Raw genomic sequence first — 14,740 nt, forward strand, 5'->3', positions numbered from 1 at the left:
CCCGGCAACTCTCAATGACGTGAAATGGTGGGTTGCACCCGCCCTACAGAGGAAATACCGATGCACTCCACACCCCGTCCACATGACCTGCTCTGGGGCTTGCTTCCTGAGCACCTGCCGCAGGAGGCGCCGGCCTGGGCTCGCGCCGCCCTGGGCGGGCATGTGCCGGTGGTGGTGCGCCGTGCGCCGGCCGAGCCCGGCTGGGTCGCGATGGGTATCCGTGGTGCTGCGCGTGAACAACGCTATGCCGCCTGGATGCGCCTGAGCGACATCAGCCGTCTGGTCAGCCCCCAGGCGATCGCCAGGGCAGGGCGCTGGCGCAGTCATGCACAGCCTCATTGGCCGGCGCTGCGGGCACTGAGCCAACTGGCGCCGCGCCTCGATGCCCTGGGCCTGGCCTGGGGGGTGACCGGCAGCCTGGGGTTCGAACTGGCCAGCGGCATCGCCGCCGCGCATCCAGAGAGTGATCTCGATCTGTCGCTGCGTGCACCCCAGCACCTGCCGCGCGCCTGGGCGCGGTCCATGTGCCGCCTGTTGGACGAAGCACCGGGTCGTATCGACCTGCAGCTGGAAACACCCTATGGCGCCGTGGCGCTGCGCGAGTGGGCCGGCGAGACGCCGTGCGTCCTGCTGAAAACCCAGGGCGGTCCGCTGCTGGTCAGCGATCCGTGGCAGTTGCAACAGGTGGCGGCATGAGTACGCTGTGGGCCTTTCCGGGCCAAGGTGCGCAGCAGCCCGGCATGCTGCATGCCTTGCCTGATGTGCCTGTGGTGCAGGCCTGCATCGAGCAGGCGAGCGCTGCGCTGGGCGAAGACGTGCGCCTGCTGGATTCGGCCGAAGCCTTGCAAAACACTCGCGCCGTGCAGTTGTGCCTGCTGATTGCCGGCGTAGCGGCCGCGCGCTTGCTGAACGAGCGAGGCCATCAGCCCGATATGGTCGCCGGACTTTCCATCGGCGCCTATGCCGCCGCCGTGGTGGCTGGCGCGCTGGACTTTGCCGACGCGGTGCGTCTGGTCGCCCTGCGTGGCGAACTGATGCAGCGCGCTTACCCCGATGGCTACGGTATGACCGCTATCCTCGGCCTCGACCAGAGCAGTATCGAACGCCTGCTGGCCGACGCCGAAGTCCCGGTGTACCTGGCCAATATCAATGCCGAAACCCAACTGGTGATCGCCGGTAGCGATACCGCCATGGCAAAGGTCGCCGAACGTGCTAGCGCCCTCGGTGCCGGCGCTGCGAAACGCCTAGCCATGAGCGTGCCGTCGCACTGTGAACTGCTCGATGCTCCGGCTCGGGAGTTGGCTGGCGCATTCGCCAAGGTCGAGCTGAGCGCGCCTCAGGTGCGCTATCTGAGCGGCAGCACGGCGCGCCTGATCCGTGATGCCGAAACCCTGCGCGATGACCTGGCGCTGAACATGAGCCGCGTCGTCGACTGGCAGGCCACGCTCGTCACCGCCTATGAGCGCGGCATACGGCTGCACCTGGAACTGCCTCCAGGCAGCGTGCTGACCGGCCTTGCCCGCCGCGTATTCGAATCTGGGCAGGCAGTCGCCTTTACCGGCGCGCGCCTGGATACACTCGACGCCATGTTGCGTCAGGAGGTGAGCCGCGACCGCTGAGCCGTAGCGTTTACCGAAGCACAAAAACAACAACTTCGAACGTAAAACGAGGACAACAACAATGATCATCTACGGTGTCGCCTTTCTGGCGTTCTGCACCCTGGCAGGCATCTTCATCGGAGAGCTGCTGGGCAAACTCATCGGCGTACCCGCCAACGTCGGCGGTGTCGGCATCGCCATGATGCTGCTGATCTTCCTGGGCAGTTACCTGAACAAGCGCGGCCTGTTCACCGGCAAATCGGAGCAGGGCGTCGAGTTCTGGAGCGCAATCTACATTCCCATTGTGGTCGCCATGGCCGCCCAGCAGAACGTCTACGGTGCCCTCAAAGGTGGGCCAATGGCGATTCTTGCCGGTACCGCCGCCGTCGCTATCGGCTTCGCACTGGTTCCTGCATTGAGTCGCATCGGGCAAAAGAAGCCTGAGGCAGACGCAGCTTCTTCCCTGACCAAAGCGCCCCGGTGACTGCCATGTACGAATCTTTGATGAAGGTCATTACCGGGTACAGCCTGCTCAGCGGCTTCGCCATCATCGGCATCACCATGTGGGTGTCGTACTGGATTTCCAACAAATTCACCAAGGGTCGCCTGCACGGCTCGGCCATCGCCATTCTGCTCGGGCTGCTGCTGTCCTATATCGGTGGCGCCTACACCGGCGGCCAGAAAGGCCTGGTAGACATTCCGCTGTTCGCCGGTATCGGCCTGCTAGGCGGCGCCATGCTGCGCGACTTCGCCATCGTCGCCACCGGCTTCGGTGTCAGTGTCGAGGAGCTCAAGCGTGCCGGTGTCGCCGGGGTGCTGGCGCTGTTCGTCGGGGTGTTCACGTCCTTCATTGCTGGCGTGGCAGTGGCCATGGCCTTCGGTTATACCGACGTGGTCAGCCTGACCACCATCGGTACTGGGGCGGTCACCTATATCGTCGGCCCGGTGACCGGGGCAGCGATTGGCGCCAGCTCCGACGTGATGGCGCTGTCCATTGCCGCTGGCCTGATCAAGGCGATTCTGGTGATGGTGGCCACGCCCTTCATCGCTCCCTATATCGGCCTGAACAACCCGCGTAGCGCGGTGATCTTCGGCGGCCTGATGGGCACCTCCAGCGGCGTAGCCGGCGGCTTGGCTGCCACCGATCCGAAACTTGTGCCTTACGGTTGCCTGACCGCGGCCTTCTACACTGCGCTGGGCTGCCTGCTTGGGCCGTCTCTGTTGTACTTCCTGATGCGTGGTTTGATGGGTTAATGCTGTTTGCCCGCCGTTATGGCGGGCTTTTTTCATTCAGGTCGATGCTGTGGCCAGGGCGCCGAACCGGCGATTTCAACCCTGGCGGCTGTACATCCGGCATTCGGCGAGCAGTGCCAACAGGTTCGGGTCACGCTCCCTGGCCTTGAGAAACACCACCCCAATGTGCTGCTGCAGATGATACTTGGCCTGCAAGGGAATCAGCTTCACGCGGTTCTCGTACACCGCCGCGATGCGCCCCGGCAGCAAGGCGTAGCCAACCCCCGAGCTGACCATGCTGAGCAGCGTGAAGATGTCGTTCACTTGCATCGCCACGTTGGGTTCGAAGCCCGCCTGCTCGAACACGCGCACACCATCCTGATGGGTGGCGAAGCCCTGGGTCAGCGTGATGAATGTCGATTCGCGCAGGTCGGCCAGATCCACTTCCGCTTGCTCGGCGAACGGAGAGTCCACCGGTACGGCCAGGAAAATGTCATCGGAAAACAGCTGCAATTGCTCGCAGTCGGAGTGCGGGTTGATGTCATCGAGGGCGACCAGAATGGCGTCCAGCTCCATGTTCTTGAGCTTGTACATCAGGTCGACATTGGAGCCGAGGATCAGGTCGATATTGAGCTCGCTGCGTCGTAGCTTGAGGCCCATGATCAGTTGCGGCACGGTTTTCACCGTCAGCGAGTAAAGCGCGCCGAGCTTGAAGCGTTCGGCCCCGAAACCTGCAGCTTCGCGGGCCAGGCGCACCATTTCCTGGGCGTCCTGAATCAGCTTCTGGGCTTTTTCTTCCAGCACGTAGGCGCTTTCCAGCGGAATCAGGTTGCGCCCCTGGTGCTTGAACAGCGGGCAACGCAGCGCGTTTTCCAGCGAGTGGATGGCGCGGTGCACGCTGACGTTACTGGTGTCGAGTTCGCTGGCTGCACGGGCCAAGTTGCCGCTGCGCATGAACGCCAGGAATATTTCCAGCTTCTTGAGCGTCAGTTCCTCATCGATCTGCATGGGCCAGATCCAATCCTTGGTGAGATGGAAGTGGCCCGATTGTGCCGCAGATGAAAGGTGCTGTGGCGAATCAGCCGCAGGCGATGCGCTCGATGACTTCGGCTTCGGTGATGTCGATGTTCAGGCGCTGGGAGTCGTAGTCCAGGGTGACCATATCGCCAGGCGACAGCACGCGGGCGGTGCGTGCGCCGGATTGCGCGCGGGCCTGTTCGACGATTTCGGCGCTGGCGACCTGGCCAAGGAAGTTCTGTGCGGCTTCGGCACTGCATTTGCCGTTGCTGTTGGCGGGTTTCGAGGCCTGGGTGGGTGCCGTGTCGGTCGAACTGCAGCCGGCGAGCAGGGCGAGCAGAGCGGCGCCGCCAATCAGGTGTTTGAAAGCCATTGCATGATCCTTGTGTGTGAAGGGTTCGCGGTGAGGTGCATGAGTGTGCCGTGTATCGGACTCGGTTGTCGTGCCCGTGTTCCGAATTTGGCGAATAGTAGCCTGACCCTCCACGCGCGCGGTCGGTGCTTGTGGCGCGTGCAGGCGGCGCCCGATCTCGTATCGGCATGCTCACCGAAGTCAGGCGGTTGAGCGGGCAAGGCAACAATTCTTTACAATGGCCCGCTGTTTTCAGGATCGAGGCGTATCGTGCAACCGGTCATTTCCATTCAGCAGTTGAACAAGACCTACGCGTCCGGCCACCCGGCGCTCAAATCCATCGATCTGGATATCCGCAAGGGCGAGATTTTCGCACTACTGGGCCCCAATGGCGCCGGCAAGACCACGCTGATCAGCATCATCTGCGGCATCGTCAATCCCGGCAGCGGCTCGGTGACAGTCGCCGGTCATGACATTCTGCGTGACTACCGCGCGGCACGCTCGAAGATCGGCCTGGTGCCCCAGGAGCTGTTCAACGAAGGCTTCGAGAGCGTGTGGGCCGCGGTGCGTTTCAGCCGTGGCCTGTTTGGCAAGGCGCCGGATAACGCATACATCGAACAACTGCTGCGCGATTTGTCGCTGTGGGAAAAGAAGGACGCGCGGATTTTTGAATTGTCCGGCGGCATGAAGCGTCGGGTGATGATCGCCAAGGCGTTGTCCCATGAGCCGGAGATTCTGTTTCTCGACGAGCCGACCGCAGGCGTCGACGTCGAGTTGCGCCGCAACATGTGGGAAATGGTTCGCAAGCTGCGCGAGCGTGGCGTGACCATCATTCTCACCACCCATTACATCGAAGAGGCGGAGGAGATGGCCGACCGCATCGGCGTGATCCGCAAGGGCGAGATCATCCTGGTGCAGGACAAGGACACCCTTATGCGTCAGCTCGGCAAGAAGCAGCTGACCCTGCACCTGCAGCAGCCGCTGAGCGAACTGCCGTCTGCGTTGCAACGCGACGATCTGCAACTGCGCGACGACGGCTATGAGCTGGTCTACAGCTTCGACGGCCAGCAGGAGGACACCGGTATTGCCGAGCTGCTGCAGGCCCTGGCCCAGCATGGCATCGCCTTCAAGGATCTGCAGTCCAGCGAGAGCTCGCTGGAAGATATTTTCGTCAGCCTGGTGAAGGAGCAGCCATGAATTTCTACGCGATCCGCGCCATCTACCTGTTCGAGCTGGCGCGCACCTGGCGCACCCTGCTGCAGAGCATCGCCACCCCGGTGATCACCACCTCGCTGTACTTCGTGGTGTTCGGCTCGGCCATCGGTTCGAGCATGACCCAGGTACATGGCGTCAGCTACGGCGCCTTCATCATCCCCGGCCTGATCATGCTGGCGCTGCTCACCGAGAGCATTTCCAACGCCTCGTTCGGCATCTATATGCCCAAGTATTCGGGCACCATCTACGAGGTGCTGTCGGCGCCGATTTCCTACCTGGAGATTCTCGTCGGTTACGTCGGGGCGGCGGCCACCAAGTCCATCGTGCTCGGTCTGATCATCCTCGCCACGGCACGGCTGTTCGTCGATTTCGAGATTCTTCATCCTGTCTGGATGCTGGCCTTTCTGGTACTCACGGCGCTGACCTTCAGCCTGTTCGGCTTCATCATCGGGGTGTGGGCCGATGGCTGGGAAAAGCTGCAGATCGTCCCGGCGCTGATCGTCACGCCGCTGACCTTTCTCGGCGGCAGCTTCTACTCGATCAGCATGCTGCCGCCGGTGTGGCAGACGGTGACCCTGTTCAACCCGGTGGTGTACCTGATCAGCGCGTTTCGCTGGAGCTTCTACGGCGTGTCAGACGTCAATGTGATGGTCAGTTTGGGCATGATTCTGGGGTTTCTGCTCGCTTGTATTCTCACCGTTGGGTGGATTTTCAAAACGGGTTATCGCCTCAAGAGCTGATGCAATGGCCCTGCGCTGACTCAGGCAGCGTGGGGTTGGGCAGCGCCGCGCTTTCATGCCATTATCCGGCGCAGAAGAATTCCGAGAATGGTCATGCTGGACGAGTTACTCCAACGCGTTCGTGGTTACAGCCCACGCATCATGGAAACCCAGGAGGGTTTTCCCGAAGCCGCGGTGCTGGTGCCCATCACCCGTAGCGATGAGCCCGAAGTGGTGCTCACGCTGCGCGCTAGCGGCTTGTCCACCCATGGCGGCGAAGTCGCCTTTCCCGGCGGCCGCCGCGACCCTGAAGATAACGACCTGATCGAAACCGCCCTGCGTGAGGCCGAGGAAGAAATCGGCCTGCCGCCTGGCCTGGTCGAGATCGTCGGCCCGCTCGGCACGCTGGTGTCCCGGCATGGCATTCAGGTCACGCCCTATGTCGGTGTGGTGCCGGATTTCGTCGATTACCAGGCCAACGATGCCGAGATCGCCGCCGTGTTCAATGTGCCGCTGGCGTTCTTTCGCGATGATCCTCGCGAGGTCACCCACCGTATCGATTACCTCGGGCACAGCTGGTACGTGCCTAGCTATCGCTATGGCGAGTACAAGATCTGGGGGCTGACGGCGATCATGCTGGTTGAGCTGGTCAACCTGGTTTACGACGCCGGTATCGACATGCGCCGTCCGCCCGAGCACTACATTCACCTCAAGTGAGCCGCGCTCCGAGACTTCTGCCATGAAATATCGCCTGGGCAACGCCCGCGTCGAACAGCACCCGCAAAGCTGGATCGCCCCCAGCGCCACGGTGATTGGTAACGTGCGCCTGGATGAAGGCGCCAGCGTCTGGTTCGGCGCGGTGTTGCGCGGTGACAACGAGCTGATCCATATCGGCGAGAACAGCAACGTGCAGGACGGTGCGGTAATGCACACCGATCCGGGCTCGCCGCTGACCCTGGGCACCGGCGTGACCGTTGGCCATAACGCCATGCTGCACGGCTGTACGGTGGGCGATTACAGCCTGGTCGGCATCAATGCCGTGGTGCTCAATGGCGCGCGTATCGGCAAGCATTGCATCATCGGCGCCAATGCGCTGATCGCCGAGGGCAAGGAAATTCCAGACGGCTCGTTGGTGGTCGGCTCGCCCGGCAAGGTGGTACGCGAGCTCACCGAGCCGCAGAAGAAGATGCTCGAAGCCGGCGCCGCCCATTACGTGCACAACGCCAAGCGCTACGCCGCCGAACTGGCCGAGCAGGACGACTGATGCAAACCCTAGAACGCCCAGTCGCCTCGCCCTGCGTGCATGTATGTGCGCTGGACGAAGAAGACATCTGCATCGGTTGCCAGCGCAATGTCGACGAGATCACCCGCTGGGGCCGCATGGAAAATGACGAGCGCCGCCAGGTGCTGCAGTTTTGCCATGAGCGGGCCCGCGACAAGGGCATCCTGCTGTAACGGATGCACCTGCCGGCACGCCTTATTCGCTAGTCGTTGCGCGCACCGCCGAACGAAGCGCAGCCGCGCATCAGTTTGCCATTGAGGCGCAGCTGGGCGCTCATGTGCTGCACCGCGCCACTCATGCTGTCCACGCAGCGTTGCGGTGCGAGCCATAGCTCAACGCGCTCGCCATTGGCTTCGCTGGTCAGGTTGATCCTTCCCTCAGGCAACTGCTCTTCCATATAGGGCAGCGCCAGTGGCTCACGATCCGGGCCGCTGAGCACCATTCCCTTATTGCTTACGTTCACACTCCAGAGCGGCTCCTGGCCGCTGGCGCGCAGCACCGTGCGTTTGAAATTGGGGTCGTCGCAACCATGGCCTTCGGGCTGCAGGCGGTACACGCGGCTAACCTGCATCGCGCCGTCGGCGCCGCTGACTTGGGTCGAACCCATGGCGCCACGCAGATCGGCGAACAGTGCGGAGTGGCCGGTTCCGAGCAGCTCGCTGGCGTCCTGAGTGATGGTCGTATTGCCCTCCATGACTGCAAAGCGACGCGGATCCTGACAGGGCTTGAGCCACAGCTGGCCGTTCTCGCGGGTCAACTCGCCTTGTAGGCGAGTCTCGGCTTTCTCGGGGGGCACGGTTTTTCCCGTATACACCGCGCAACTGGCGAACAGCGGCAACAGGGTGAACACTAAGAATTTGCGGCTGATGGGCATGGGGCTCTCCGTCTGGCGAGCGGCCACGTTACCGATGCCGTAGGGCAATCTCAAGGAGGCCAGCGATGATTTGCTGCAAGCGGGTGTACGAGCCGCATGAGGAGAGTGATGGCTACCGGGTGCTGGTCGACCGGCTATGGCCACGGGGCCTGCCCAAGGATCAATTGCACCATGACCAATGGCTGCGCGAGGCGGCGCCATCTGCCGAGCTGCGCCGCCAGTTCGCACACCGCGCCGAGGCCTTTGACACCTTTCGCGAGGGCTATCGCCGTGAGCTGGCTGCCCATCCCGAACACTGGCAAAGCCTGCTTTCCCGCGCCGCAGCCGGCACGCTGACGCTGCTGTATGCCGCTCGCGACAGGCAGCACAACAATGCCAAAGTGCTGCAGGATTTTCTCGAGGATGAACTGGAGCGGCAGGGCGCCAGCAGCTCGCCGGTGTGTTACGCCGGTGAGCTGTAGGGCTTAGAATCTATTTACGGGCATTCACCGTAATTCCGCATGTAATGCCTGTAACTGGCGAAAGCGGTCGTAAGGTCCCCCACCTGTGGGAGCGGGCCATGCCCGCGAAAAATCTCGCGGCTAAAGCCGTTCTCACAGTATCGCTGAATGTCTGCTTTTGGCCTTACTGCAGTCGGTTCAGCGGATACAAGTTTCCAGAAACCCAATGATCGTTAACGGGGCTCTACGCCAACGGGGCGCATAAAGCTGCGCTCGTAGCTGAGGATGCAGCGGTTCTGCTGGGCGTAGGCGAAGGCGGCCTGGCATTCCTCATCCTGCATCGAGCGCTCGCGGTACTCCTCGTAGGCCGTCAGGCTGGGAAAGCTGAACAGCGCCAACGCAACGTTGTTGGCGCCCTCGGATGGCAGGAAGTAACCGTGATGCTGGCCGCCGAACTTCTCCACCAGCGGTATCCACAATTTTGCGTAGTGCTCGAACTCGGTCAGTTGGTACGGGTCGATGATGTAGCGCAAATAACAGGTGATCATGCTCTTCTCCTTGACGGGGCGCCCACTCTAGCAAAGCCGCGGCTCAGGTGCGTGTGCAGACAGGGTGGAAATCACCGTGCGCTGTTGGCCTCAATGACGGCAGGTCGGATCCAGCCTCGGTTGCTGCTTTGTAGGCAGTTGCCTCATGCATCAGGACTCATACGCATGAAGAAAAAAATAGTTTTTCTCGCGGCCACCAGTGTGTTTTTGGTTGGCGCCTGGACGTTCGCCGCGTGGAATGCTGGCGAACGCCTGCAGAGCGCGATGCAGCAAGCGATGGCACGTGCCAATACCGGTACTGGTACCACGGTCGTGCTCAAGGACTACAACCGCTCATTGTTCAGCAGCCGCTTTAGCCTGCAGGTTTCCGGATTGCCTGGTGCAGCGGGTCAGCCTCCCGTGGAAGTCGAGGGGCATTTCGGGCACGGCCCGTTTCCCTGGCAGCGCCTGGCTGCCGGCCAGTTAGAACCTGTGCTGGCTGCCGGTGAGGTCGATCTGCCTCATAGCACCGGCTTGCTCGCGCAGTTACCTTTGAGTGACCCAGCTGCCGCTATTGGTGGGGCAGCAGTGTTGAACTTCGATGGCTCGCTTGATTATCGAGTTGAGTTGCCTGCGCTAAATGGTTCGCTGCCGTCTGGCCAGCGCCTGGAAGCCTCAACCATTTCCATCAGTGGCACCCAGCAGCCGGGCGCGAGCGATTTTCCCTTGCAGGCACAACTCGAGTCGCTGCGTATCGTCAATCCACAGGGTGAGGTCGCACTGGCCACCAAGAATGTCACCCTCGATGCAGCGTTGCGCAAAGGTGAGCTGGGCTGGCCGCTGGGCGAGGTGCGCATCAAAGTTGGCGAGCTGCGCCAGCTACTGGATTCCCCGTTCGGCCCGGTTCCCCTGACGGCACGACAGGCGCAATTCACCCTGCGCACCAGTGAACAGGCACCGTCTCTGGACGTGTCGCTTGAAGTCGACTCTGGCGAGTCGCTGAAAATCGGCCAGAACTCGATCGGCCTGATCTCCGCACAGCTTTCTGCTGAGCGCCTGCGCGTCAACGAAATACGGCAAGTGCTGGAGATCTATCTGCAGCCTGGTGAGCCCGCCGGGCAAGAGCGTGATCCTGCCACGCGTCAGCAATTTGCAGATTCTCTGGTGCGAGTAGTCGAAGAGCAGCCGTCGCTGGCGTTGCAGCGCTTTTCTTGGCGAACGCTGGCAGGCAATAGTGGTGGTGGTGCCTCGCTAGGCCTCATGCCCAGCCGCCAGAGCGATTCGCCGGCCACAGTCCGAGAAAAATCCGTGAATTTCACTCTGGTGCCGGTGTTTTCGGCGCAGCTGTCATTCTCCAAGGCAGCCTTGCTCGAAGCGGCTGAAGCGGTCGTACAGGCGAGCCCAAGAGGCGCTCTCGCTGCTCCTGCTGATAAAACGCTCATGAGAAATGAGTTGATTCGGCACTGGATCGAGTCTCCTTTGGCTGCCGGGGTCGTTTGGCAGGAGCAGGAGACCCTGGAAAGCGAACTGAGTTTTGGTGCCGATCATAGGCTGCGCGTCAACGGAGAAACCTTGCCGCTGGATGATGAAGATCACGCCATCATTTGGCTGCTCGGGCTGTTGCCGGCAGTCAATGCCGTCCTGAAATGACCCAGGGTTTCAGTGCCCTGTGGCCGCAGCTCAGGTATTCAACAGCCGGTCCAGTAACCAGGCCGCTGCCGGGCCCAGGGGCCGTGCGCGAGACCAGACGACGTCCACAGGCACCTGTTTAGGCCAGCCATTGACCTTCAGCTCATACAGGCTATCACCGCCGTGGCTCTGCACCAGCTGGCGGGGCAGGGCCGCCCAGCCGAAACCCAGTCCCGCCATTTCCAGTAGCAACAGGTAGTCCGGTGCCGACCAGCAGCGCCCGCCGCTGCCAGGCAGATCGTCCAGTTCGCCAGGATGGTCTGCCACGCTGCTCAGGCGCAGCACGCGCCAGTGCACCAGGTCTTCCAGGGTGACGCGAGGCAGTTGGCCGAGCGGGTGGCCCTTGGCGACGAACAGGGCGAAGTCTGCCGCGTCGGCCAGGCTCGCATGGGCCAGCTCGGGCGGGTAGCTGGCCTGGGCGGCAAGCAGGCCCAGGTGGGCGCGGCCCTGGCCGACCAGATCCAGCACATCGGCGTGTTCGGCGAAGAAACACTCGAACTCCAGATCCGGGTAGCGCTCGTCCAGCTCGCTCAGGCGCGCCTGGTACTGGCTGGCCTGGTAGGCATCGGAAAGCACCAGGGTCAGCTTGGGCTCCAGGCCCGCCGCCAACTGGCTGGCCTGGCGCAGGAGGCGATCCGAGGCGGCCAGTACGTCCTGCACGCGGCTAAGCAGGCTGCTGCCGGCTTCGGTCAGGGTCAGTTGCCGAGCGCCGCGCACGAACAGGATGACGTCAAGGTCGACTTCCAGACGCGAAATCGCCTCGCTAATCGTCGACTGGCTTTTGCCCAGGCGCCTGGCTGCGGCGCTGAATGAGCCGGTGGCGGCGGCCTGGGCAAAGGCCTGGAGGGATTCGGGTGAGAGGTTCATATCGGTTTAGCCGATGGCTGTTAATTTCTATCTGGCAGTTTTGCCGATGAGAATAGCGCCATTCGAGATCATCTAGCGAGCCTGATATGAAGCAGTCAAACACAGTTGCCCGGCGTTCCATGAAGGAACGCGTGTTGCACGCCACCTTGTTCGAACTGATCGCCGTGGTGGTGTGCGCGCCGCTGCTGGCCTGGGCGATGGGCAAGTCGCTGGCGCATATGGGCGCGCTGACCCTGATGTTCTCGGCCATCGCCATGCTCTGGAACATGGTCTTCAACATCCTGTTCGATGCCGCGCAACGGCGCATGGGGTTCGAGCGTGGCCTGTGGGCACGGATCAGCCATGCGCTGTTGTTCGAGGCCGGCCTGATCCTGGTGCTGGTACCGCTGGCGGCGTGGTGGCTGTCGATCAGCCTGGTCGCAGCGTTCTTCCTGGACATCGGCCTGATCCTGTTCTTCCTGCCGTACACCCTGGGCTACAACCTGGCCTACGACAAGCTGCGTGAGCGCTATGTCGATCGCCGCGAGGCTCGCACCCTGGCGTGCTCCTGAGCCGCGAAGGCATAGAATCGTCAGTCCCGGCCGACTTGTGGCCGGCTGGCGGCTGCCTCTAAGCTGCGCGGTTTTCAGGCACTCGAAGAGTCGCTATGCCCACGCAAAGCATCATCGTTCCGCGCATTTCCAGTTTTCCTGGCCACGAGCGTAAGGCGCAGCAGATCCTGCGCTGGCTGGCCAAGCGCGATATTGTCGAAGCACTTCCCACCACCTGCGGGCGCAGTGGTATGGCGTACGCCATCGCGCGTGGGGCGAGCAGGGTGGTGGAAGCTGCCGAGTGGCTTCCGTTCGGTCAGCCGATCAACGGCCTGGAAGTGATCTACCGGCGTTGCATCTACACGCCAACTGAAGGTTTTCTCGAGGAAGCCGGTTGCTCGGAGTGTCGGCAGGAAGTTGGCGAAGCGTTGTTTGAGAGCCTGGACGAATGGATGCCCGGCGAAACCGATAACTTCACCTGCCCGCTGTGTGGGCATGAAGATGACATCAACGGTTTTCTATTCCTGCAACCCTGCGGGTTTTCCAATCTGGGCTTCATCTTCAATGGCTGGGCGCAGGCGCGCTTCACCTCGAGTTTTCTTGAAGAGTTCGCCGAGCGCCTAGGCTACCCGGTGGCCGTGGTAGAGGCTTGAGCGAAGCGCCGAGCCTCACCTGAAGTAGTGAGATCGGTGGAGAAGGGGGAGCTCTTCCTTGAGCCTGAGATAGTTCAGGCTGCACAAACGCGCATCGGTTCCCCTGGCGTTGAGAATCACTGATGTTAAATGCCGAATGGTCTATCCCTATTCTTTACATTGAGTGACAGGGGCTGACTCGGTATAATGGCGCGCTTCCAATTTTCCCGCCTGGGAGCCCCCGCCATGCTGCGTATCAGTCAAGAAGCCCTTACCTTCGACGACGTTCTTCTTATTCCCGGTTTTTCCGACGTTCTGCCGAAGGACGTAAGCCTCAAGACTCGCCTAACCCGCGGCATCGAGCTGAATATCCCGCTGCTTTCCGCAGCCATGGATACTGTCACCGAAGCCCGCCTGGCCATCGCCATGGCGCAGGAAGGTGGCATCGGCATCATCCACAAGAACATGACCATCGATCAGCAGGCTGCTGAAGTGCGCAAGGTCAAGAAGTTCGAGTCGGGTGTGGTCAAGGACCCGATCACCATCGAGGCTGATGCCACTGTGCGTGATTTGTTCGAGCTGACTCGCCAGAACAACATCTCCGGCGTCCCTGTGCTCAGCAACGGCGACCTCGTCGGTATCGTCACCTCCCGTGACGTACGTTTCGAGACCCGCCTGGACGCTACCGTCCGCGAAGTGATGACGCCTAAAGAGCGCCTCGTCACTGTCAAGGAAGGCGCCGCCAAGGAAGCCGTTCGCGAAGTGCTGCACAAGCACCGCATCGAGAAAGTGCTGATCGTCGACGACGCCTTCACGCTTAAAGGCATGATGACCGTCAAGGACATCGAGAAAGCCAAAGCCTACCCGCTGGCCAGCAAGGACGACCAAGGTCGTCTGCGCGTTGGTGCGGCTGTTGGCACCGGTGCCGATACCGGCGACCGCGTTGCCGCGCTGGCCCATGCTGGCGTCGACGTGATCATCGTAGATACCGCCCACGGTCACTCCAAAGGCGTGATCGAGCGCGTACGTTGGGTCAAACAGAACTTCCCGGATATCCAGGTGATCGGCGGCAACATCGCCACCGGCGCTGCTGCTCTGGCCCTGGCCGAAGCAGGTGCTGACGCTGTGAAAGTCGGTATCGGCCCAGGCTCGATCTGCACCACCCGTATTGTCGCTGGTGTCGGCGTACCGCAAATCTCCGCTGTGGCCAATGTCGCTGCTGCGTTGGAAGGCACTGGTATCCCGCTGATCGCCGACGGTGGTATCCGCTTCTCTGGTGATCTGTCCAAGGCCATCGTCGCTGGCGCCTCTGCCGTGATGATCGGCTCCATGCTGGCCGGTACCGAAGAAGCGCCGGGCGAGATCGAGCTGTTCCAAGGCCGATCCTACAAGGCCTACCGCGGCATGGGTTCGCTGGGCGCCATGTCCCAGGCTCAGGGTTCTTCGGATCGCTACTTCCAGGACTCCTCGGCCGGTGCCGAGAAACTGGTACCGGAAGGCATCGAAGGCCGTGTGGCCTACAAGGGCGCCATGGGCTCCATCGTCCATCAGCTGATGGGCGGCCTGCGTGCCTCCATGGGTTACACCGGTTGCGCGACCATCGAAGAGATGCGCACCAAGCCTGAGTTCGTGCGTATCACCGGTGCCGGCATGGCCGAATCTCACGTCCACGACGTGCAGATCACTAAAGAGGCCCCGAACTACCGGGTAGGTTGATTCCCAGCATCATCTTCAACGGGGCTGTATCGACAGCCCCGCGTTGTTT

19 protein-coding genes are annotated in these 14,740 nt (G+C 62.0%); 14 read left to right on the forward strand and 5 right to left on the reverse strand.

What is annotated here, in order from left to right; genetic code table 11:
* Positions 1 to 60: 60 nt before the first annotated feature.
* The 4 genes from BUC40_RS10835 to madM all read left to right on the forward strand — a co-directional run bounded on the left by BUC40_RS10835 (position 61) and on the right by madM (position 2,852).
* A complete protein-coding gene (locus tag BUC40_RS10835) occupies positions 61 to 696 on the forward strand; it encodes a malonate decarboxylase holo-ACP synthase (RefSeq protein ID WP_073265510.1) in 636 nt (211 codons plus the stop codon).
* Positions 693 to 1,619: a malonate decarboxylase subunit epsilon gene (mdcH, locus tag BUC40_RS10840; protein WP_073265512.1), complete on the forward strand. Its 927-nt coding sequence runs from the start codon at positions 693 to 695 to the stop codon at positions 1,617 to 1,619. The genes BUC40_RS10835 and mdcH overlap by 4 nt, the downstream gene beginning before the upstream one ends.
* A 61-nt stretch (positions 1,620 to 1,680) precedes the next feature.
* Positions 1,681 to 2,082 carry a malonate transporter subunit MadL gene (gene madL / locus BUC40_RS10845; RefSeq protein ID WP_073265514.1) on the forward strand — a complete coding sequence of 134 codons (402 nt, stop codon included), beginning with the start codon at positions 1,681 to 1,683 and terminating at the stop codon, positions 2,080 to 2,082.
* A 5-nt stretch (positions 2,083 to 2,087) separates the two neighbouring features.
* A complete protein-coding gene (madM, locus tag BUC40_RS10850; protein WP_073265516.1) occupies positions 2,088 to 2,852 on the forward strand; it encodes a malonate transporter subunit MadM in 765 nt (254 codons plus the stop codon).
* A gap of 75 nt (positions 2,853 to 2,927) precedes the next feature.
* On the opposite strand, the gene BUC40_RS10855 is transcribed toward madM, so the two are convergent.
* A complete protein-coding gene (locus BUC40_RS10855; protein ID WP_073265518.1) occupies positions 2,928 to 3,839 on the reverse strand; it encodes a LysR family transcriptional regulator in 912 nt (303 codons plus the stop codon).
* A gap of 70 nt (positions 3,840 to 3,909) precedes the next feature.
* On the reverse strand, positions 3,910 to 4,221 hold the full coding sequence (locus BUC40_RS10860) for an I78 family peptidase inhibitor (protein ID WP_073265520.1): 312 nt from the start codon (positions 4,219 to 4,221) through the stop codon (positions 3,910 to 3,912).
* A 249-nt stretch (positions 4,222 to 4,470) separates the two neighbouring features.
* Here BUC40_RS10860 and BUC40_RS10865 point away from each other — a divergent pair, with 249 nt between their 5' ends.
* From BUC40_RS10865 to BUC40_RS10885, 5 genes are all read left to right on the forward strand, one after another.
* Positions 4,471 to 5,397, forward strand: coding sequence for an ABC transporter ATP-binding protein (locus BUC40_RS10865; protein ID WP_073265522.1), 927 nt, complete (start codon positions 4,471 to 4,473; stop codon positions 5,395 to 5,397).
* Entirely contained in the window at positions 5,394 to 6,155 is a 762-nt protein-coding gene (locus BUC40_RS10870) for an ABC transporter permease (RefSeq protein ID WP_013790475.1), read from the forward strand. The genes BUC40_RS10865 and BUC40_RS10870 overlap by 4 nt, the downstream gene beginning before the upstream one ends.
* Before the next feature lie 93 nt (positions 6,156 to 6,248).
* On the forward strand, positions 6,249 to 6,851 hold the full coding sequence (locus BUC40_RS10875) for a CoA pyrophosphatase (protein WP_073266209.1): 603 nt from the start codon (positions 6,249 to 6,251) through the stop codon (positions 6,849 to 6,851).
* 22 nt (positions 6,852 to 6,873) lie between these two features.
* The gene (locus BUC40_RS10880) at positions 6,874 to 7,398 is read left to right on the forward strand and encodes a gamma carbonic anhydrase family protein (protein WP_073265524.1); all 525 of its coding nucleotides are present in this window, start codon (positions 6,874 to 6,876) and stop codon (positions 7,396 to 7,398) included.
* Positions 7,398 to 7,589: a DUF1289 domain-containing protein gene (locus BUC40_RS10885; RefSeq protein WP_073265526.1), complete on the forward strand. Its 192-nt coding sequence runs from the start codon at positions 7,398 to 7,400 to the stop codon at positions 7,587 to 7,589. The genes BUC40_RS10880 and BUC40_RS10885 overlap by 1 nt, the downstream gene beginning before the upstream one ends.
* Before the next feature lie 29 nt (positions 7,590 to 7,618).
* On the opposite strand, the gene BUC40_RS10890 is transcribed toward BUC40_RS10885, so the two are convergent.
* The gene (locus tag BUC40_RS10890; protein WP_073265528.1) at positions 7,619 to 8,290 is read right to left on the reverse strand and encodes a COG3650 family protein; all 672 of its coding nucleotides are present in this window, start codon (positions 8,288 to 8,290) and stop codon (positions 7,619 to 7,621) included.
* Positions 8,291 to 8,355: 65 nt separating this feature from the next.
* Here BUC40_RS10890 and BUC40_RS10895 point away from each other — a divergent pair, with 65 nt between their 5' ends.
* The gene (locus BUC40_RS10895; RefSeq protein WP_073265530.1) at positions 8,356 to 8,751 is read left to right on the forward strand and encodes a DUF488 domain-containing protein; all 396 of its coding nucleotides are present in this window, start codon (positions 8,356 to 8,358) and stop codon (positions 8,749 to 8,751) included.
* 212 nt (positions 8,752 to 8,963) lie between these two features.
* Here the strand turns inward: BUC40_RS10895 and BUC40_RS10900 are convergent, their stop codons facing one another.
* On the reverse strand, positions 8,964 to 9,278 hold the full coding sequence (locus tag BUC40_RS10900; RefSeq protein ID WP_073265532.1) for an NIPSNAP family protein: 315 nt from the start codon (positions 9,276 to 9,278) through the stop codon (positions 8,964 to 8,966).
* Between BUC40_RS10900 and BUC40_RS10905 the strand changes: the two genes are divergently transcribed.
* Complete coding sequence (locus tag BUC40_RS10905; RefSeq protein WP_167369151.1) at positions 9,219 to 10,907, forward strand: DUF945 family protein; 1,689 nt, start codon at positions 9,219 to 9,221, stop codon at positions 10,905 to 10,907. The genes BUC40_RS10900 and BUC40_RS10905 overlap by 60 nt on opposite strands.
* A gap of 30 nt (positions 10,908 to 10,937) precedes the next feature.
* Here BUC40_RS10905 and BUC40_RS10910 read toward each other — a convergent pair whose 3' ends face one another.
* Entirely contained in the window at positions 10,938 to 11,813 is an 876-nt protein-coding gene (locus BUC40_RS10910; protein ID WP_073265535.1) for a LysR family transcriptional regulator, read from the reverse strand.
* A gap of 86 nt (positions 11,814 to 11,899) precedes the next feature.
* Between BUC40_RS10910 and BUC40_RS10915 the strand changes: the two genes are divergently transcribed.
* The 3 genes from BUC40_RS10915 to guaB all read left to right on the forward strand — a co-directional run bounded on the left by BUC40_RS10915 (position 11,900) and on the right by guaB (position 14,691).
* Positions 11,900 to 12,364 carry a multidrug/biocide efflux PACE transporter gene (locus BUC40_RS10915; protein ID WP_073265537.1) on the forward strand — a complete coding sequence of 155 codons (465 nt, stop codon included), beginning with the start codon at positions 11,900 to 11,902 and terminating at the stop codon, positions 12,362 to 12,364.
* A gap of 95 nt (positions 12,365 to 12,459) precedes the next feature.
* Entirely contained in the window at positions 12,460 to 12,996 is a 537-nt protein-coding gene (locus BUC40_RS10920; RefSeq protein ID WP_073265539.1) for a sugar ABC transporter ATPase, read from the forward strand.
* A 225-nt stretch (positions 12,997 to 13,221) separates the two neighbouring features.
* Complete coding sequence (guaB, locus tag BUC40_RS10925; protein ID WP_073265541.1) at positions 13,222 to 14,691, forward strand: IMP dehydrogenase; 1,470 nt, start codon at positions 13,222 to 13,224, stop codon at positions 14,689 to 14,691.
* Positions 14,692 to 14,740: the final 49 nt, after the last annotated feature.

It is taken from the genome of Phytopseudomonas punonensis, from assembly GCF_900142655.1.
Lineage (GTDB): Bacteria > Pseudomonadota > Gammaproteobacteria > Pseudomonadales > Pseudomonadaceae > Aquipseudomonas > Aquipseudomonas punonensis.